Below are 18,518 nucleotides of genomic sequence, written 5' to 3' on the forward strand. Positions count from 1 at the left end.
GATCCCGTCGAGTCGGAGGAACCCATGGCGACCAGCATCCGGACGAAGCAGGAGCCGAAGGTGGTCGTGGCCGACGCCGTGGCCCGGCTCCGACAGACCTTCGACCGCGGCACCACGAAGCCCGTCGCCTGGCGGCTCCGCCAGCTCCGTGCGCTGAAGCAACTGCTCCTCGAACGCGGCGGCGAGCTCGAGCGGGCGCTGGCGACCGACCTGGGCAAGAGCGGTACCGAGGCGCAGATCACCGAGATCGGGCTCCTCGTCGGCGAGATCGACCACACGTTGAAGCACCTGAAGCGCTGGGTGCGGCCCCGACGCGTCGCGGTGCCGCTCACCCTCGCCCCGGCGTCGGCATCGGTCGTGGCGGAACCGGTCGGCGTCGTCCTCGTCATCGGCCCGTGGAATTATCCGGTCCAGCTCTGCATCGGTCCCGTCATCGGGGCGCTCGCCGCCGGTGACGCCGTCCTGCTGAAGCCGAGCGAGCTCGCCCCCGCCACGAGCGCCGCACTCGCGCGCCTCCTCCCGGAGTACCTCGACGACCGTGCCGTCGCGGTCGTCGAGGGCGATGCGGAGGTCGCCACCGCCCTCCTCGCCGAGCGGTTCGACCACATCTTCTACACGGGTGGCGCCGCCGTGGGCAAGGTCGTCGCCCGGGCCGCGGCGGAGCATCTGACCCCGATCACCCTGGAACTCGGCGGGAAGTCGCCGGTGTACGTCGACGACACCGTCGACCTCGCGGACGCGGCCCGCCGTATCGTCTGGGGCAAGCTCATGAACGCCGGCCAGACCTGCGTCGCCCCCGACTACCTGCTCGCGACGCGGTCGGTCGCCGATCGGCTCGTCCCGTACCTGCGCGACGCGATCGCAGCCCTCTACGGCCCGGACCCCGCCGACAGTGCCGACTACGGCCGCATCATCTCCGACAGGCACTTCGACCGGGTCAGCCGTCTGCTCGACGGTCTCGAACCGGCCCTCGGCGGCGAGGTCGACGCCTCGGAGCGGTACATCGCCCCGACGGTCGTGAACGGCGTCGACGCTTCGGCGTCGATCATGCAGGAGGAGATCTTCGGTCCGATCCTGCCGATCCTCCACGTGTCCGGGCTCGAACAGGCCATCGCGCACATCCGGGCAGGGGAGAAGCCGCTCGCGCTCTACGTCTTCAGTGACGATCGCGCCACGCGGAAGCGGTTCACGCGCGACACCTCCTCGGGCGCATTGGCGTTCGGCGTGCCGGCCGCGCACCTCCTCGTGCCGGGTCTGCCGTTCGGCGGTGTCGGGGCGAGCGGGATGGGCGCGTATCACGGCCGCCACTCCTTCGACACGTTCAGTCACGCGAAGGCGGTGTTCTCCAAGCCCCTGTCCCCGGACACGCTGTCGCTCGTCTACCCGCCCTTCACCGAAGCGCGCGACCGGATCGCGCGACTGATCTCGAAGACCGGCGGCACCGACGACCGCCGCCCGTGGGGAGCCCGCCGGTGAGCAGCGAGCCCGTCGGCGACACCTCCGCTGAGCGCCTCGTCGACGCCATGCGGCAGATCCGCGACCGCTGCGTCTGGACGCAGGGCATCGACCACGACATGCTCGTGCCGTACCTCATCGAGGAGAGCTACGAGCTCGTCGAAGCGGTCGAGGCCGGGACGCGCGACGAACTCGTCGAGGAACTCGGCGACGTGTTGTGGCAGGTCGTCTTCCATGCGGAGATCGCGTCCCGCGAGGCCGATGCACCGTTCGACTTCGACGACGTCGCCGAGGCCGTCACCCGCAAGATGGTCCACCGTCATCCACACGTGTTCGGTGGTGAAGCTGCGCCGACCCCGGAGGACGTGGTGCGCGTCTGGAACGCCGCGAAGGCCGAGGAGAAGGCGAAGCGCAGCAGCGCACTCGAGGGGATCCCGCAGGGGATGCCGTCTCTCGCCCTCGCCGACAAGGTGCTGGGCAGGGCCGTGCCGCTCGGGGTGGGGCCGACGGTCGACGCCGATGTCGTGGATGACGAGGACGCGCTGGGGGAGCAGCTCCTCGCCGTCGTCGCCGCAGCACGGGCGAACGGGCTCGACGCGGAACGGGCGCTCCGGGGTGCCGTCCGTCGGTTGAGCGCGCGAGTGCAGGACGCCGAGCGCTCGGTGGCGTCACCGACCGACGGCTGAGCGAGCGGTCGCCGGGCGCCTGCTCACGGTGCCCGTTCCCTGCCATGCCAGAATTGAGGCATGGCAGCTCCAGTGAACCCGCCGCGCGGCATGCGCGATTTCCTCCCCGCCGACAAGGCCCGTCGGGAGCACGCGCTGGGCACCATCCGTCGGGTCTTCACCGCGCACGGTTTCGACGAGATCGAGACGCCGGTGGTCGAGGAGTACGACCGGCTGCACTCCGGGCTCGGCGGCGACAACGAGAAGATGGCGTTCAACATCCTCCGGCGCAAGCTCACCCCGGAGGCCATCGTGGCCGCGGCGGACAACCAGACCGAACTCACCGACCTCGGCCTGCGCTTCGACCTCACCGTGCCGCTCGCCCGGTTCTACGCGACGCACCGGGCCGAGCTCCCGCCGGTGTTCCGGTCGATCCAGATCGCTCCGGTCTGGCGCGGCGAACGGCCGCAGCAGGGCCGGTACCGCCAGTTCGTGCAGTGCGACATCGACGTCATCGGAGAGTCGTCGAACCTCGCCGAGACCGAGCTCATCATCGCGACCCTCGCGGCTCTCGCCGAGCTCGGCATCACCGGCTGCAGCGTGCGGATCAACGACCGCCGACTCCTCATCGGCATGCTCGAGTCGCTGGGCTTCCCGGCCGACGAGCACGCGCAGGTGCTCATCACGATCGACAAGCTCGACAAGATCGGTCAGCAGGGCGTGGTCGCCGAACTGCGCGACCGTGGCGTCGATGCCACCGCCGTCGATGCACTCGAGGCCTTCTTCTCCCGTCCGCAGACGATGGAGTTCAACACCTTCGGCGAGCGGGCGATCCGGAAGGCGCTGCCGCTCGGAGCGGACGACGCCGTCGTCGCGGAGCTCGACGCACTCGGGAAGGCCGTCGCCGCGGCCACCTCCCTCCAAGGCCAGCCGGCCGACCCCTTCGCGAACCCGCTCGTGTTCGACCCCTTCCTGGTGCGGGGCATGGGGTATTACACGGGCGCCATCTTCGAGATCGCGCACCCCGATCTCGGGTACTCGCTCGGCGGCGGCGGTCGGTACGACGGCATGATCGGGCGCTTCCTCGGCCAGGACGTGCCGGCGGTCGGCTTCTCGATCGGCTTCGAGCGTATCGTCGACCTCATCGAGCTCCCCGCAGGTGCGGCCGCGGAAGCCGTCGTGCTCGTGCACGACCGCAACGTGCCTCCCGTGACGCTCGTGGCGTTGAAGGCCAAGCTCGTCGCCCAGGGGCGTCGGGTGCGCCTCGAAGCCCGCGTGAAGAACCTCAAGGCCCTCCTCGACCGCGTGTCGGCAGCCGGCTTCGGAGCCTTCGCGTTCGTCTCGGCCGACTCGACCCTCGAGTCGCTCGAGTTCAAAGCGCTCGACTGACGATTCCCGCACCCGCTTCCCGCTCCTCGGCGCGCTTCCGAGCCGCTGCCCAGCTCGTCGGTGCAGGATGGAGCATTCGGCCGGATCCCCTCCCTCGAGCGATCCGTCTGCTCTGCCCCCGATCGAAGAACTGGTTCCCCCGATGAGCGTCATGGCCCCTGCAGCGCGCCCGCAGCGCGCCCCGGAGTCGACCGGCTCCCCGCGCCGCCGGGTGAGCCTCGTGCGGCGCCGGGCGACCACGCTCGCGTTGGCCGTCGGTGTCCCGCTCGCCCTGCTGACGGCCGCCCACGCCCTCGTCCCCGACATCCTCGGCCTCGGACTCGTTTGGGACAACGCCCTGCCGTGGACGTGGGTCGTGCTGCCGGTGCTCTTCCTCGTCCTCCTCGTCGCCCGCACGCCCGGCGCCGTCATCGGTCTCCTCGCGCCGACGCTCGTCTGGGCCTTTCTGTTCGGCCCGGGCGTCGTCCCCATGGGTGACGCACGCTCGGCGGTCCCCGCCGAGGCCTCCCTCACGGTCGCCAGCCAGAACCTCGGGCCGGAGGGCGATCCCGCGGTCATCGCGGCCTCCCTCCAGGCCAGTGGGGCGGATCTCATCGCGCTCCAGGAGATCGAGGACCACGACCGCGAACCGCTCGCCGCGACGCTCGACGAGCAGTACCCGTACTCCGTGCTCACGGGGACGGTGGGTCTCTGGAGCCGCTATCCGATCGCCGACTCGGTCGGGCTGAAGCTCGGCCTCGACTGGTACCGGGCGATCAACGCCGTCGTCGACACCCCGTCCGGGGCCGTGAGCGTCTACGTGATCCACGCCGACTCCGCGCGTCCGGGTGCGCACGCCGAACGGGACGTGATGCTCGCGGAGTTGGCCGACACCGTCGCGGCGAACGCCCGCGATCGGATCGTCGTCATGGGTGACTTCAACGCCTCCGCCTCCGACCGGGCGCTCGCCGCACTCCAGAGCGAGGTGTCGGAGCCCAATCAGAGCGAGGGCGGCTTCGGACTCACCTGGCCGGCCGGGACACCGCTCATGCGACTCGACCACGTCTTCGTCCGCGGCATGACCGCGACCCACAACGCCGTCGGCGACGCCGAGGGCAGCGACCACCACGGCATCGTGTCGAGCTTCCGGCTCGACCGCTGATCGCGCACCTCGGGCGACGATCCGCGGCTCTGCGCCCGTTCAGCCGATGTCACTAGACTGAGCGCGGGCGGCCGTCGTACCCGTCCCACGTCCCAATCCCCACAAGGAGAACATCAGTGGCACTCATCGAGGCAGTAGGCGCTCGCGAAATTCTCGACTCCCGAGGCAACCCGACCGTCGAGGTCGAGGTGCTCCTGGAAGACGGCACGGTCAGCCGTGCAGCAGTCCCGTCCGGCGCATCGACCGGTGCGTTCGAAGCGTACGAGCTGCGTGACGGCGATGCCGCGCGTTACCTCGGCAAGGGTGTCGAGAAGGCGGTCGACGCCGTCCTCGACGAGATCGGCCCGGCACTCGAGGGCATCGAGGCGGACGACCAGCGCCTCGTCGACCACACCATGATCGAGCTCGACGGCACCGAGAACAAGAGCCGCCTGGGCGCGAACGCGATCCTCGGTGCGAGCCTCGCGGTCGCCCGTGCCGCTGCGGACTCCGCGGACCTGTCGCTCTACCGTTACGTCGGCGGCGCCAACGCCCACGTCCTCCCGGTCCCGATGATGAACATCATCAACGGTGGCTCGCACGCCGACACCGGCGTCGACATCCAGGAGTTCATGATCCTCCCGATCGGCGCTCCGAGCTTCCGTGAGGCGCTCCGCTGGGGCACCGAGACCTACCACACGCTCAAGGGCCTGCTGAAGTCGAAGGGCTTCGCGACCGGCCTCGGCGACGAGGGTGGCTTCGCCCCCGACTTCGAGCACAACCGTGCAGCCCTCGACTTCATCGTCGAGGCCATCGAGAAAGCCGGCTTCACGGTCGGCACCGACATCGCGCTCGGCCTCGACGTCGCCTCCAGCGAGTTCTACAAGGAGGGCGCCTACCAGTTCGAGGGCAAGGCGCTCAACAGTACCGAGATGACCGCGTACTACGCCGACCTCGTCGCGAACTACCCGCTCATCACCATTGAGGACCCGCTGGCCGAGGACGACTGGGCGGGCTACGCCCACCTCACCCCCGAGCTCGGCTCCAAGGTCCAGATCGTCGGCGACGACCTGTTCGTCACGAACCCGAAGCGTCTCGCCGACGGCATCGCCAAGGGTGCGGCGAACTCGCTGCTCGTCAAGGTCAACCAGATCGGGACGCTCACCGAGACGCTCGACGCGGTCTCCCTCGCGCAGCGCTCCGGCTACACGACGATCCTGTCGCACCGCTCCGGCGAGACCGAGGACACCACGATCGCCGACCTCGCAGTCGCCACGAACGCGGGCCAGATCAAGACCGGTGCGCCTGCGCGCAGCGAGCGGGTCGCGAAGTACAATCAGTTGCTGAGGATCGAAGAGGAGCTGGGCCAGGCAGCCGTCTACGCCGGCCGCAGCGCCTTCCCCCGGTTCACCGCCTAAGCATCGTCACCTGAAGGCTCTCAGGGGTGCCGATCGGCACCCCTGAGAGCCTTCGTCGTGTGCGGGAGGCGCCTGTGAAGAAGCCATCGATGCCGGCCGGCGGCGAGTCGAAGCCCACGCCGTCCGGCAGCGGAGCAGCGTCCTCCTCGTCCTCCGGCTCGTCGAAGCAGCGACCGGCGTCGAAGCCCCGGTCGAGCTCCGCGGATGCCTCCTCCAAGCGCGCCTCCTCGTCGGCCAAGCGCCCGACGGGAGCCACCGCGAAGCCCGCACGCTCCGCAGGCGCAACCCCGCGGTCGACGACGAAGGCCCCGCGATCCGCGTCGGCCGGTTCCTCCGCACCGCGCTCGCGGACCGGCTCGACCCGGACCGCCCCGGCAGGTCAGTCGGATGCCGGCGGCTGGTTGCGGAGTCTGCGACTGTCCGGGTTCAGCGTCCTGCTCCTCGGGATCCTCGTGCTCGGGGTCGTCGTCCTCGCGCCGAACCTCAAGACCTTCCTCGAGCAGCGGCAGCAGATCGCCGCGCTGGAGGCCGGTGTCGCCGACACCCAGAGGCAGGTGGACGCGCAGCAGGCCGAACGCGAGCGCTGGAACGACCAGAGCTACGTCATGACGCAGGCGCGCGACCGCCTGTTCTACGCCCTGCCCGGCGAGGTCAGCTACATCATCATCAACGACGTCGACCCGGCCTCGTTGCCCACCACCGAGACACCCGTGAGCGACACGCTCGTCGACTCGCAGTCCGACTGGCTCGACGGTCTGCTGTCCTCGCTCGTCGCCACCGGCTACTCGCCGGCCCCGGTCGCGACCGAGACCCCTGCTCCCGCGCAGACGACGCCTCCCGCCGGCGGCTGACGTCCGGACGCAGTGGTGAACCCGGCGATAATGGAACCATGAGCACCCCTCCCTTCGGCCCCGTCTCCGAGCGCGACGTCGAGATCGTGTCGGCGCAACTGGGACGCCCGGCCCGAAACGTCGTCGGCATCGCGGCGCGCTGCGTCTGCGGCGCCCCGACGGTCGTCTCCACCGCTCCTCGCCTGGCCGACGGCACGCCGTTCCCCACGTTCTACTACCTGACCCACCCGGCCGCCACGGCCGCGGTCTCCTCGCTCGAGGCGACCCAGGTGATGAACGAGTACAACGAGCTCCTGGCCGAGGACGAAGCGGTCCGCGCCGACTACGCCACCGCACACACGGCCTACCTCGCCGACCGCACCTCCATCGCCGAGGTCGCCGAGATCGACGGGATCTCCGCCGGCGGTATGCCGGTGCGGGTCAAGTGCCTCCACGCGCTTGTCGGCCACGCCCTGGCGGCTGGCCCGGGCGTCAACCCCATCGGCGACCTCGCGCTCGACCGCGCGAGCTGGAGCCCCGAGGTGTGCGCATGCGCGGACGGCCAGGCGGGGCAGGGATAGGCCCGCACGCGACGGGGGTCGCCTGTGGGGGAGTGACGGACCGCGACGCGGAGACCGTCGTCGTCCGCGCGGCCTCCGAGGTGCGCTGTCGGCGCTGTCCGCGGTGCTCCTGGCCCTCCTGCTCGTGGGGACGCAGGCGCTCCCGGCGTCGGCCGACACGGTGCGCGACATGCAGTACTGGCTTGGCGACTACGGCTTCACCACGGCGTGGGAGACGACGAAAGGCGCCGGTGTCACCGTCGCCGTGATCGACACCGGCATCGCGAGTGGTCCGGCGGAGTTGACCGGTGCGGTCGCGGGTGGTGTCGACGTCTCCGGGCTCGGGAGTCCCGACGGCCGGACACCGGTGGGCTCCGAGGGGAGCGAGCATGGAACGTTGGTCGCCTCGATGATCGCCGGTCGTGGTCGCACGGGCGGTGCCGGGGTCATCGGCGTGGCACCTGAGGCGCGCCTGCTCTCCGTCTCGGTCGGGTTCGGCTCCGACGGGTCGGCCGTCGTCCCCTGGGACGATCAGATCGCGACCGCTGTCCGCTGGGCGGTGGACAACGGTGCCGACGTCATCAACATGTCGCTGACGCGCAACAGTCTCGACTGGCCGACGAGCTGGGACGACGCCTTCCTCTACGCCTTCTCGCACGACGTCGTCGTGGTGGCTGCAGCGGGCAACCGGGGGAGCGGGACGGTCGAGGTCGGAGCTCCGGCGACGATCCCGGGGGTGCTGACCGTCGCCGGTGTGGACCGCACCGGGTCGGCGAGCTTCGACGCCTCGAGCCAGGGCATCACGATCGCCGTCGCTGCGCCGAGCGAGCAACTCGTCGGGGTGACGCCCGCCGGGTCCTACGTGCAGTGGCAGGGGACGAGCGGGGCGGCGCCGATCGTCTCCGGACTCGTGGCCCTCGTCCGCTCCGCCTGGCCGGAGCTCAGCGCCGCCGACGCCATCAAGCGCGTGACGGCCACGGCGAAGCAGGTGGGCGACTCCGCACAAAGTCCCATCTACGGTGCAGGACTCATCGACGCCGCGAAGGCGGTCAGCGGTTCCGTCGGTCCGGCGGCGACCTCGCCGGAGCAACAGCTGTCCGACTGGATCACGCTTTACCGACGGGCACCGCAGGTCCCCGATCCCGATCCGGGTGCCGAGCAGCCGTCGCCGACACCGGAGCCGGTACCCCCGGCGATCCCGGAGAACGAGGCCGTCGAGGTGCGCGCCAACCCGTTCCTCCCGACGCCGAGCACCCTGCTCTACGGGTCGCTGCCACTGGCGCTCCTCCTCGGAACTGGTAGCCTGGTCACGCTCGGTGTCATAGGCGCTACCAGGCATTTCAAGCGGGTGCTGCAGAAGTAGTACTCTGTTCCGATATTCTCAGACACTCATCTGAACCAATCGTCTTGACGTAGGAGATCGTTCGCCGTGCCCAAAATTCTGATCGTCGGTGGTGGTTACGCCGGGTTCTACACCGCATGGAAGCTCGAGAAGCAGCTTCGTCGTGGTGAGGCCGAAGTCACCATGGTCGACCCGCTGCCCTACATGACCTACCAGCCCTTCCTGCCGGAGGTCGCCGCCGGTTCCATCGAGCCGCGTCACGCGGTCGTCTCGCCGCGTCGCCACCTGAAGCACACCAACGTGATCACCGCCAAGGTCACGGGCATCAACCACGCCGAGAAGAAGGCGACCATCACGCCTGAGGTCGGTGAGCCCTGGGAGGTCGACTACGACATCATCGTCGTCACCGCCGGAGCCGTCTCCCGCACCTTCCCGATCCCCGGTGTCGCCGATACCGCGATCGGTCTCAAGACCATCGAAGAGGCCGTCGCGATCCGCGACCGCGTGCTCTCCAACTTCGACAAGGCCGCGAACCTGCCGGCCGGCCCCGAGCGCGACCGTCTCCTGACCTTCACGGTCGTCGGTGGCGGCTTCGCCGGTATCGAGGTCTTCGCCGAGCTGCGTTCGTTCGCGAGCTCGCTGCTGAAGTTCTACCCGCAGCTGTCCTTCGAGGACACGCACTTCCACCTCATCGAGGCCATGGGTCGCATCATGCCCGAGGTCAAGATCGAGACGAGCCACTGGGTCCTCAAGAACCTGGCCGAGCGCGGCGCGCTCGTGCACCTCGACACCCAGCTGCAGTCGGCTGTCGATGGCAAGATCGAGCTCTCGACCGGTGAGTCGTTCGAGTCCGACCTCATCGTCTGGACCGCCGGTGTCATGGCGAACCCGGGCGTCGTCCGCGGTGGCGACCTCCCCGTCGAGGAGCGCGGTCGCATCAAGACCCGCGCCGACCTCCGCGTCGGCACCGACGACGACATCGTCGAGGGTGCTTGGGCGGCCGGCGACGTCTCCGCCGTCCCCGACCTCAGCGGCGGTGGCGTCGGTGGCTTCTGCGTGCCGAACGCTCAGCACGCGGTCCGTCAGGGCAAGCTCCTCGCGAAGAACATCACCGCGGTCCTCCGTGGCGAGGAGCCGAAGAACTACTTCCACAAGAACATGGGTGCGGTCGCCGGTCTCGGCATCGGCGTCGGTGTCTTCCAGTCCGGCAACCTCGCGATCAAGGGCCTCCCGGCGTGGTTCGCGCACCGTGGGTACCACGGGCTGGCGATGCCGAGCTTCGAGCGCAAGTTCCGCGTGTTCGGTGGCTGGTGGAACAACTTCTGGCTGGGACGCGACATCGTCTCCCTGTCGGCCGTGCAGACGCCCCGTGAGGCCTTCGAGACCTTCGCGTCGCGCCCGAAGCCCCCGGCAGACGCTGCGGCCCCTGCAGCGGCTCCGGCGGCTCCCGCAGCGGCTGAGAAGCCCGCTCGCAAGGCTCCCGTGAAGCGCAAGCCGAAGGCCGCCCCGGCCGAGGCCGCAGCGCCCGCTGCCGAGGCTCCTGCTGCTGCAGGCGCCCCGACCGGTGCCGACGACGAGCAGGCCTACGCGACGCCCGCTGAGGAAGTCAGCGCGAACAAGTAGTCCGGTCCGGAGCCCAGCTCCGTTCCTCGAGAGGCGCATGTCATCCGGTCCGCCGGGGCATGCGCCTCTCGGCGTTCGACGCCTCGATACGATGAGGTGCACGCCCCCGTAGCCCAACTGGCAGAGGCAGGCGACTTAAAATCGCCGCAGTGTGGGTTCGAACCCCACCGGGGGTACTGCCCTGGGCTGCGAGGTCACGCGGATCCGGGAGGAGTACATCGCGCCCATCAGCGATGTCTCCTTCGGCGTCATCGAGCTTGTCGTCCACGTCACCGCCGACCAGATCACCGATGATGAGGCGAAGCGGTTGTGGATCATGGTGTCGAGCCTCGTCGGAACCACCTGCCCTGAACTGCAGTCGGTGATGGTGCAGACGGCCGGCGATGTCACGAGCAACTGATGTCCAGCGGCTGTCCGAGGCGCGGCCAGCCAAGCTCACTGGACGCCTCAACGTGTCGACGTCGGCGGGCAGCACGCCGAACTGAGCAAAGTGGAACGTGGCAGGTCAAGGGCGTTTGCGTTGCAGCGACGAAGGAGTACCGTCTGGCTGGTGAATCTGGATGTGAGACGTCGAAACATCGCGCGGGGTCGCTCGTCGGTGAGGGCTCGGGTCGGTGCCATAGCCGTTCCCCTCGCCATGGTGGTGGTGTTGAGTGGCTGCTCGGGGGTGCGGTCCCGGCGATCGGGGCGGCGGCGGTGCAGCTTGACTCCGCCGTGCAGACGGCATCCCTTGCTCTCCAGCAGGCGGACGCCGACATCACCTTCACGCCCGTCGCGGAGACGACGCTTGAGAACGCGATCACCGAGGTCGACGACGTCTCGACGCAGCTGAGCGAGACTCCGGTTCAGACCGGCCGCGAGCAGGATGCGAAGCGTGAGGCCACGGCCGTGCTGCAGGACGCCGTCGCAGTCCTCGACGACGCCCGCACGGCACTCCAGGCCGGCGACGACCTCCCCGACACCGTGGAGCAGTTGCAGCAGACGGCGAAGCAGACGGCCGAACTCCGCGAGCGGTGGGAGCAGTTCTCGTGAGCGGTGTGATGAAGCGTGTTCTCGGTGTCGCGCTCGGTGTCCTCACCGCGATCGGTGGCTTCCTCGACATCGGAGACCTCGTCACCAACGCGGTCGTCGGCTCGCGGTTCGGGCTGTCGCTCGCCTGGGTGGTGCTCGTCGGCGTCGTCGGCATCTGCCTGTTCGCGCAGATGTCCGGGCGCGTCGCTGCGGTGAGTGGCCGGGCGACGTTCGAGATCATCCGGGAGCGCCTCGGGCCGAAAGCAGGGCTCGCCAACCTGGGCGCGTCGTTCCTCATCAACCTCCTCACGCTCACGGCCGAGATCGGCGGTATCGCCCTCGCTCTGCAGCTCGCGTCGAGCGTGTCTCCAGGCCTGTGGGTCCCGGTCGCCGCGTTCGCCGTCTGGCTGGTGATCTGGCGGGTGAAGTTCTCGATCATGGAGAACGTCACCGGGCTCGTAGGTCTCTGCCTGATCGTGTTCGCCGTCGCCCTGTTCCTCCTCGGCCCGGACTGGTCGAAGCTCGCGGAGCAGGCGTTCGCGCCGTCCGTGCCGGGTTCGGAGTCGGCGGACGCGTACTGGTACTACGCCGTCGCTCTCTTCGGAGCGGCGATGACACCTTACGAGGTGTTCTTCTTCTCCTCCGGTGCGGTCGAGGAGAAATGGACGAAGAAGGACATCGGGCAATCGCGCATCAACGTGCTCGTCGGGTTCCCCCTCGGCGGTGTGCTGTCGGTCGCGATCGCCGCCTGCGCCACCATCGTGCTGCTGCCCCGTGGGATCGAAGTGTCCTCGCTGTCGCAGATCGTCCTCCCGGTGGCGGAGGCCGGCGGCAAGCTCGCGGTCGCGTTCGTGATCGTCGGCATCGTCGCAGCGACGTTCGGCGCGGCCCTCGAGACGACCCTGTCGAGTGGCTACACGCTGGCGCAGTTCTTCGGCTGGTCGTGGGGCAAGTTCCGGAAGCCGGCGGAGGCGGCGCGGTTCCATGTCGCGATGATCATCTGTCTGCTCGTCGGCCTCGCCGTTCTGGCGACCGGTGTCGACCCGATCCTCGTGACGGAGTACTCGGTGGTGTTCTCCGCGATCGCGCTGCCACTCACCTACTTACCGATCCTCATCGTGGCCAACGACAAGCAGTACATGGGCGATGCGCGCAACGGCAGGGTGACGAACGCGTTCGCGCTCGTCTATCTGGTGATCATCCTCGTCGCCTCGGTCGCAGCCATCCCCCTGATGATCCTGACAGGAGCCGGAGCATGACCCGCCGATCCAAGCGCTTCGACGCACCATTGCCGGGGCTGGAACCGGCCGAACAGTACGCCGGACAGGTGCTCGACGCCCGGCTGCACCTCCTCGACCGGCAAGTACTCGACCGCGACGGTGTCCCGGTGCAGGTCGTCGACGACCTCGAACTCCGTGACGTCCCCTTCGGCGAGTCGATCCCTTCGGAAACGCCGGCACCGGTCATCGAGTCGATCCTCAGCGGCCCCGTCCTCGGCACGCGGATATTCGGCGGACGTCCGCCCTCGAGTCGGTTCCATCGCGTGTCGTGGGACCGGATCGCGGAGATCGGCATCGCGATACACCTCGGCGTGGCAGGCTCGACGCTCGACGTGACGTGGGTCGAGCGTTGGGTGCGCGACCGCATCATCTCCCGCATTCCCGGAGGCCACCATGATCCTGAGTGACGTCCTGCGCTCGCGCGTCCTCGACGACGAGGGGCGGTCGGTCGGCATCGTCATTGACGCCCGGTTCGTGCTCGACGGCGTCCCGCATGGCCCGCTCGCCGACGCGCGCTTGGTCGGCTTCATCGTCAGTCCCCACACGGGTAGCTCGTTCCTCGGCTACGAGCGCCACGACGACGGCCGGCCGGCGCTCATCGCCCGCATCCTCCGCTGGCACCACCGAGGCTCGTTCCTCGTGCACTGGGAGGACATTGCGCGCCTCGACGATAAACGCGTCATCCTCCGTCCAGGCTACCGACGGATCTCACCGGCGCTGCTCGGCACCCAGCGACGGTGAAGCCGCTGCAAGAGCCGTAACCGGGTGGTGCCGTTCGAGCGCCAGGGGCGCTCAAGGTCGACCGAACAGTCCGAATCCGGTGTCGTGTCCGAGCAGGTGCTGCCCGGTGGATCGTGAGCGGTCAAGGCCTTGGCGGTGCGTGTGGGCTGAAGTTAGCGTGCGAGGCATGGATCCGAAGGAGAACGCAGCACAGGGTGACGCGCTGATTGCGGTGCCGACGCCTCACGAGCTCGCCAGAGACGCGATGGACGGCTCCGCTATTCCCGTGGAGACCGTGGACAGTGCCGGCACGGAGAATCCGAGTGAGACACTCGCGGAACGCATAGCGGCCACCGCGCTGCAAGGGGGTATTCGTGTCGGTGTGGCCGAGTCTCTGACCAGTGGGGCGATCGCGGCGACGCTCGGCGCCGCGTCAGATGCAGGCGAGTGGTTCTCGGGTGGAATCGTGGCCTACCGACCCGAGGTGAAGTTCGACGTACTCCATGTTCCGCCGGGCCCGGTCATCACCGCGACTGCCGCGCAGCGGATGGCGTCAGGGTGCGCGCGCGTGCTCGCAAGCACGGCGACTGTCGCGGTCACGGGCGCGGGGGGCCCGGGACCACAGGAAGGGCAGCGCGCCGGAACCGTGTTCATCGCCGTCCGTACTGAGCACGACGAAACCGTGCAGCAGTGCTGGTTCCCGGGCGATCCGAGAACGGTTGTGATGAAGACCGTCGAGGCCGCTCTGGAACTGCTGGCGACCACCCTGGAGAACGCCGCCTCCGGGGCGTCCCGCTCCGCTGAGTGAGCAGCCCGGCTCGTCCCACCGGACGACGCCGATGTCCGCATATGAGTTGGCGTACTTCTGCCCTGTGGGCGCTCTGGACCACACGATCCTCATCCGGTTCCGAACCGCCAGATCATCTGAGCTCACCCTCCTCTCGCCGGGCGCAGGCATCGCTCAACGGCGCGTGATCATGCACCCCGACGAGCCCGTCCTGTTCGAGTTCACCACGATCCTCGATCCCACTCCGGTGCGGGTAGTCGTCCCCGCAGACGACGTGGACTACTGCCGCCACTCCCATGGAAGGATGGACGCATGGCTACCCGCACGATCACGATGCTCGTCGACGACCTCGATGGTTCCGACATCCCTCGCGGGCTGGGGGAGACGGTCCGGTTCGGTATCGATGGCGAGAACTACGAGATCGACCTGAACGACGACAACGCGGCGGCACTGCGCGAGACGCTGGCGTCGTACGTCGAGGCCGCACGACCCGTCATCGCGTCGGCATCGCTCCGCCGGCTGCACTGAGCGGTCTGCACGTTCGCCTCGATCCTGCAAGGGTCCCTGCCGGGCGTGGCAGCGCGACTAGCGTGCTCAGCATGAGTACTCCGAGCGACCACGACCACGCACTGAACGACGACGAGCAGACGAGCAAGGACCGCACGTACAGCCCCTCCAGCGAGGCGGAGACGGCGGCCAAGCAGGACGACGGGCAGCCCGTCGTCCGCGATCCCGACATCGCCTCCGGCATGATCAACGTCGCCCCGGGCACCGGTGGTCCGGACGACACTGGCGACGTCGACGTCGACCCAGGTGAGCTCCACATCCCTCGGGATCCCGACAGTGCGCATTGAGACAACGATGCCTCGGGCGTTGACCCCTGAACGGGGTGCACAAAACGCACGACGCGAACGCGACACGGCGGTGTTGCGTCACGCAAGGTGCCTCCGGTCCGCTACCTTCGAGGTGGGGGCGTCACCCGTGAGCCGGTCCCGGAAGCCGCAAGCTTCTTGGTCGACCGGTTGCTAGACGCCTCAAGTGAGGGCGAGGTATTCGGGTTACCTCGCCCTCACGCTTGCCCGCCGCATCTTCCGGCCCGGCCGCACGTCCTCGACGGTAGGCTGAAACGATGCAGGAGATCACCCCCACCGAACTGAGCAAGCTCGAGCAGGCCGTCATCATCGACGTCCGCGAAGCCGACGAGGTCGCCGTCGCCAGCGTGCCCGGTGCCCGGCACCTGCCGATGTCGTCCTTCCTCGACCACCTCGACGAGGTGCCCCGTGAAGAGACCGTGTACGTCATGTGCCACTCCGGCGGCCGCAGTGCCCGCGTCACGGGCTACCTCGAGCAGCAGGGCTACGACGCCGTGAACGTCACCGGGGGCATCTCCGAGTGGGCTGCCAGCGGCCTGCCCGTCGAGCGTCCCGCCGACGCCGGCTGAGTCGTCCCCGACGGGCGGATCGCGATCGTCGCGAGCCGTGGCGCCCGCGCGATCGGATCAGCGCCGCTTGCGTCTCGCGATCTCATCCGAGAGCTGCTGCACCAGTGCAGGATCCGCGTCGCGCGCGAGGGCGACGTAGTGGTCCATGACGTCTGGGCGGTAGCGCACGGGCAACGTCTGTCCGGGGCGAGTCGGGTGAGCTCCGTGATCGTGAAGCTCTCGTCGGCGATCCCGCGGAAGGACACACCGTCAGCGGTCTCCACGTCGAGCATCAGGACCAGGCGTGGATTGTTGTTGACCTCCCGCCAGTCGACGAGGACACCGAGCGCGAGCGTCCCCGTGCGCAGTTCGGCGTTCCGCTTGCGAGCATCTCCGCTGAGGACTGGATTCGGGGCGACGCCGGGGAATGCGGGCCCGACGCCCAGTGCTTCCCGACTCAGGTCAGGCCTGAGCTGCGCCATGAGATCGTCGAGCTTCCTCTTCGAACCGAACATCCCGAACCCTCCCGCACCTCGGCACCGGGTTCTCGACCCGGTGTGTGGCCTTCACCGCGATTGTAGGGCAGGGCAGTTTCCCGACCACCGTCGCCGGAGCGGACTAGTGCGCGTCGATGAGCGGCCGGAGGTGACGGTTCCAGGCCCACGTCCCGGCTCCGACCGCCGCGAAGGCGAGCGACCCCAGCAGGAGCCCGACGAGCGTTTCACCCGCACCCGGAACCGTCGCCGTCGGGCCAAGGAGCCCGAACAGCAGCGTGAAGCCCACGAACGCGCTGCCGAGCCACACCGGCCTCGACCAGGCGAGGATGGCGCGTCCACCGAGCGGCCCGAGGGGAGGAGCGCGATCGACGCGGATCCGATCCCCGCGATCGCGGTCAGGTTCACCGCCTCGACCAGCATCGCGCCGACACCGCCGTTCGGCTCGCCGGCCAAGGTCGATACGAGCCAGGCGATCGCGCCGAGCCCGGCGGCCGCAGCGATCCGGGCCAGCGCGAGGCGGCCGGCGATGCGTGGCGTGATGGCGTCGGAATCGGTCTCCGTTGAAGCTGTCGAGCCGACTTCATGCGTTTCGGGTCTCCGTGTCGGCCGGAGTTCGGTCAGCAGCGCGAAGAGCAGAGCCGGCTGCAGGGCCAGGAGGCGTGAGAGCGCGGTGACGATGCCGACCGTCACCAGTCCGCCGACACGGACGCTCACGCGCATCGAGCCCAGCCCGGCTCGGCGGGCGACGACGAGCTGCGCGAGGAGGCCCACGACGTTGATCGCGACCACGGCGACGAGCGAGGCGAACCACAGCCGGAGATACGCCGGCTGACCGCTCACGGGGTGCGCGAACATGAGGATGCCTGCCGCGAGCACGGCGGTGACGACGGCCATCGCCGTGCGACTCGGGAGCGGGACGGACGGGACCCGCTCGAACTCGTCCCTCGGTCGGTTGCGCCCGGTCACCGCTGCACGACGACGGTCGGCGATCGTGGCGCGCCAGGGGGCGATGGAGATCGCGAGGAGTCGGGCCGGGATCGCGATGAGTGCCACCGCCGCGAGGGCGAGGAGGGCGGCGAGCCACCAGACCGGCTGGCCGCGGCCGTCGATCGTGGAGGCGAGGGTCTGCGTGAACGGTGTCGTCCCCGACCAGAGCCCGCCACCGCCGCTGGGCGGGGCGGCGCCGGGCACCGGTTCGCCGCTGGGCGACGGGGTCGGCTGCTGCGTCCCCGGAGCGGGTGCCCCTGGCGCGGGCGCGGGCTCGGTGCCGTCGGACGGCGATGGGGAGGCGGACGGTGCCGGCGTGGCGGGCGTGGCCGATGCATCGCCGAACGTCAGGGTGATCGCCCTACTCGCCCCGCTCGTGTTGCCCGCGGCATCCTGCTGGATCGCCAGGACGACGTGCGCGCCCGCCGGCACGCCACCGCCCGAGCAGCTCCAGGCGCCACCGGTGACGACCGCCGTGCAGACCGACGTCGAGTCGGCGAAGACCGTGACGGTCGCGCCCTCCTCGCCGGTGCCGGCGTAGCTCGCCGCCGAGATCGGCATCGCCTGTCCGGCCGTCGGTGAGGACATCACGGGCGGGGCCGGAGCGTCGCGGTCGATGGTGAGCACGATCGGAGCGGACGCGTCGGAGCGCTGATTGCCGCTGAACGACGCCTGCTGCGTCGCCGTCACGGAGAGGTCGCCGGTCGGCAGCGGCTCGCCCAGCACGCAGAACCAACTTCCGGAGCTGTCCGCCGCGAAACTGCAGGTGGCACCGGAGTCGGCGCGGACGGTCACCGTCGCCCCGGGGTAGGCGGTGCCGCGGACGCCGCCGTTGCTCGGCGTCCCCTCGGTGATGGTGGGCGGGCCGAGCGCGGACACGGAGATCTGTGCGGAGAGCGTCTCCGGCCCACCGACCTCCACGGCGGTGATGAGCAGTCCGCCGCCGTCGGGCAGGTCGATCGTGCAGGACCAGTCGGTGCTGTCGTCCTGCGGCAGGATGCAGACCGGCTCGAGACCGTCGCCGACCTGCAGCTGGACGCCCGTGCCGGCGTCCTTCGTCCCGGTGACCGTGGTGCTGCCGCTGCCGATGAAGGAACCGGAGCCGGGACTCGTGATGGTCGGACCGTCGAGTGGCGGTGGGGTCGGCGTCGCAGCGCTTTCACTCGGGGTGGGGAGCGGTTCGGGTGTCGCCGATGCAGGACCCGCGACGGTCGTCGTCCAGAGTCCGGCCGAGAGGAAGACGGCGAGGAGGATCGCGACGCGTCCGATCGAGCGATTCGATCGGACTCCTGTTCCTGCGCGCGCGTGTTCCCCGGTCACCGTCTCCATTCCCCCAAGATCACCGCGGGAAGTCAACCTCCCGCGCCAGATCGGGTCACATTCTCGGCCGATCCGCACGGGAAAACCGTCGCGA

Annotated in this window: 19 protein-coding genes and 1 tRNA gene; 19 read left to right on the forward strand and 1 reads right to left on the reverse strand. The window is 69.5% G+C overall.

What is annotated here, in order from left to right; all coding sequences use genetic code 11:
* Positions 1-24 precede the first annotated feature (24 nt).
* The 19 genes from FGL15_RS15655 to FGL15_RS15745 all read left to right on the forward strand — a co-directional run bounded on the left by FGL15_RS15655 (position 25) and on the right by FGL15_RS15745 (position 15,641).
* Positions 25-1,476, forward strand: coding sequence for an aldehyde dehydrogenase family protein (locus FGL15_RS15655; protein WP_138946663.1), 1,452 nt, complete (start codon positions 25-27; stop codon positions 1,474-1,476).
* A complete protein-coding gene (locus FGL15_RS15660) occupies positions 1,473-2,141 on the forward strand; it encodes a MazG family protein (RefSeq protein WP_240773566.1) in 669 nt (222 codons plus the stop codon). The genes FGL15_RS15655 and FGL15_RS15660 overlap by 4 nt, the downstream gene beginning before the upstream one ends.
* Before the next feature lie 60 nt (positions 2,142-2,201).
* A complete protein-coding gene (gene hisS, locus FGL15_RS15665; RefSeq protein WP_138946664.1) occupies positions 2,202-3,509 on the forward strand; it encodes a histidine--tRNA ligase in 1,308 nt (435 codons plus the stop codon).
* Between the two features lie 151 nt (positions 3,510-3,660).
* Positions 3,661-4,650, forward strand: coding sequence for an endonuclease/exonuclease/phosphatase family protein (locus tag FGL15_RS15670; RefSeq protein WP_168223418.1), 990 nt, complete (start codon positions 3,661-3,663; stop codon positions 4,648-4,650).
* A 116-nt stretch (positions 4,651-4,766) separates the two neighbouring features.
* On the forward strand, positions 4,767-6,047 hold the full coding sequence (gene eno / locus FGL15_RS15675) for a phosphopyruvate hydratase (protein WP_085510462.1): 1,281 nt from the start codon (positions 4,767-4,769) through the stop codon (positions 6,045-6,047).
* 74 nt (positions 6,048-6,121) lie between these two features.
* Positions 6,122-6,898 carry a septum formation initiator family protein gene (locus tag FGL15_RS15680; protein ID WP_138946666.1) on the forward strand — a complete coding sequence of 259 codons (777 nt, stop codon included), beginning with the start codon at positions 6,122-6,124 and terminating at the stop codon, positions 6,896-6,898.
* A gap of 38 nt (positions 6,899-6,936) precedes the next feature.
* A complete protein-coding gene (locus FGL15_RS15685) occupies positions 6,937-7,458 on the forward strand; it encodes a DUF501 domain-containing protein (protein ID WP_124768964.1) in 522 nt (173 codons plus the stop codon).
* Positions 7,459-7,561: 103 nt separating this feature from the next.
* Entirely contained in the window at positions 7,562-8,800 is a 1,239-nt protein-coding gene (locus FGL15_RS15690) for a S8 family serine peptidase (protein WP_240773567.1), read from the forward strand.
* A 66-nt stretch (positions 8,801-8,866) separates the two neighbouring features.
* Positions 8,867-10,402 carry an NAD(P)/FAD-dependent oxidoreductase gene (locus FGL15_RS15695; RefSeq protein WP_138946667.1) on the forward strand — a complete coding sequence of 512 codons (1,536 nt, stop codon included), beginning with the start codon at positions 8,867-8,869 and terminating at the stop codon, positions 10,400-10,402.
* Between the two features lie 102 nt (positions 10,403-10,504).
* A tRNA-Leu gene (locus FGL15_RS15700) sits at positions 10,505-10,578 on the forward strand.
* The gene (locus tag FGL15_RS15705; RefSeq protein WP_138946668.1) at positions 10,554-10,802 is read left to right on the forward strand and encodes a hypothetical protein; all 249 of its coding nucleotides are present in this window, start codon (positions 10,554-10,556) and stop codon (positions 10,800-10,802) included. The genes FGL15_RS15700 and FGL15_RS15705 overlap by 25 nt, the downstream gene beginning before the upstream one ends.
* Positions 10,803-11,098: 296 nt before the next feature.
* Positions 11,099-11,434 (forward strand): hypothetical protein, encoded by a 336-nt coding sequence (locus tag FGL15_RS15710; protein WP_138946669.1) that lies wholly within the window; start codon positions 11,099-11,101, stop codon positions 11,432-11,434.
* Between the two features lie 8 nt (positions 11,435-11,442).
* Entirely contained in the window at positions 11,443-12,672 is a 1,230-nt protein-coding gene (locus FGL15_RS15715) for an NRAMP family divalent metal transporter (protein WP_138946670.1), read from the forward strand.
* On the forward strand, positions 12,669-13,100 hold the full coding sequence (locus FGL15_RS15720) for a hypothetical protein (protein WP_240773568.1): 432 nt from the start codon (positions 12,669-12,671) through the stop codon (positions 13,098-13,100). The genes FGL15_RS15715 and FGL15_RS15720 overlap by 4 nt, the downstream gene beginning before the upstream one ends.
* A complete protein-coding gene (locus tag FGL15_RS15725; protein ID WP_138946671.1) occupies positions 13,087-13,434 on the forward strand; it encodes a PRC-barrel domain containing protein in 348 nt (115 codons plus the stop codon). The genes FGL15_RS15720 and FGL15_RS15725 overlap by 14 nt, the downstream gene beginning before the upstream one ends.
* A 166-nt stretch (positions 13,435-13,600) precedes the next feature.
* Entirely contained in the window at positions 13,601-14,221 is a 621-nt protein-coding gene (locus tag FGL15_RS15730; RefSeq protein WP_240773569.1) for a CinA family protein, read from the forward strand.
* A gap of 291 nt (positions 14,222-14,512) precedes the next feature.
* A complete protein-coding gene (locus FGL15_RS15735) occupies positions 14,513-14,728 on the forward strand; it encodes an Lsr2 family protein (RefSeq protein WP_138946672.1) in 216 nt (71 codons plus the stop codon).
* 71 nt (positions 14,729-14,799) lie between these two features.
* A complete protein-coding gene (locus FGL15_RS15740; protein WP_138946673.1) occupies positions 14,800-15,054 on the forward strand; it encodes a hypothetical protein in 255 nt (84 codons plus the stop codon).
* A 275-nt stretch (positions 15,055-15,329) separates the two neighbouring features.
* On the forward strand, positions 15,330-15,641 hold the full coding sequence (locus FGL15_RS15745) for a rhodanese-like domain-containing protein (protein ID WP_064296463.1): 312 nt from the start codon (positions 15,330-15,332) through the stop codon (positions 15,639-15,641).
* A 545-nt stretch (positions 15,642-16,186) separates the two neighbouring features.
* Here FGL15_RS15745 and FGL15_RS15755 read toward each other — a convergent pair.
* Positions 16,187-18,424, reverse strand: coding sequence for a hypothetical protein (locus FGL15_RS15755; RefSeq protein ID WP_138946674.1), 2,238 nt, complete (start codon positions 18,422-18,424; stop codon positions 16,187-16,189).
* Positions 18,425-18,518 lie beyond the last annotated feature (94 nt).

This window comes from Plantibacter sp. M259 (genome assembly GCF_006065115.1).
GTDB lineage: Bacteria > Actinomycetota > Actinomycetes > Actinomycetales > Microbacteriaceae > Plantibacter > Plantibacter auratus.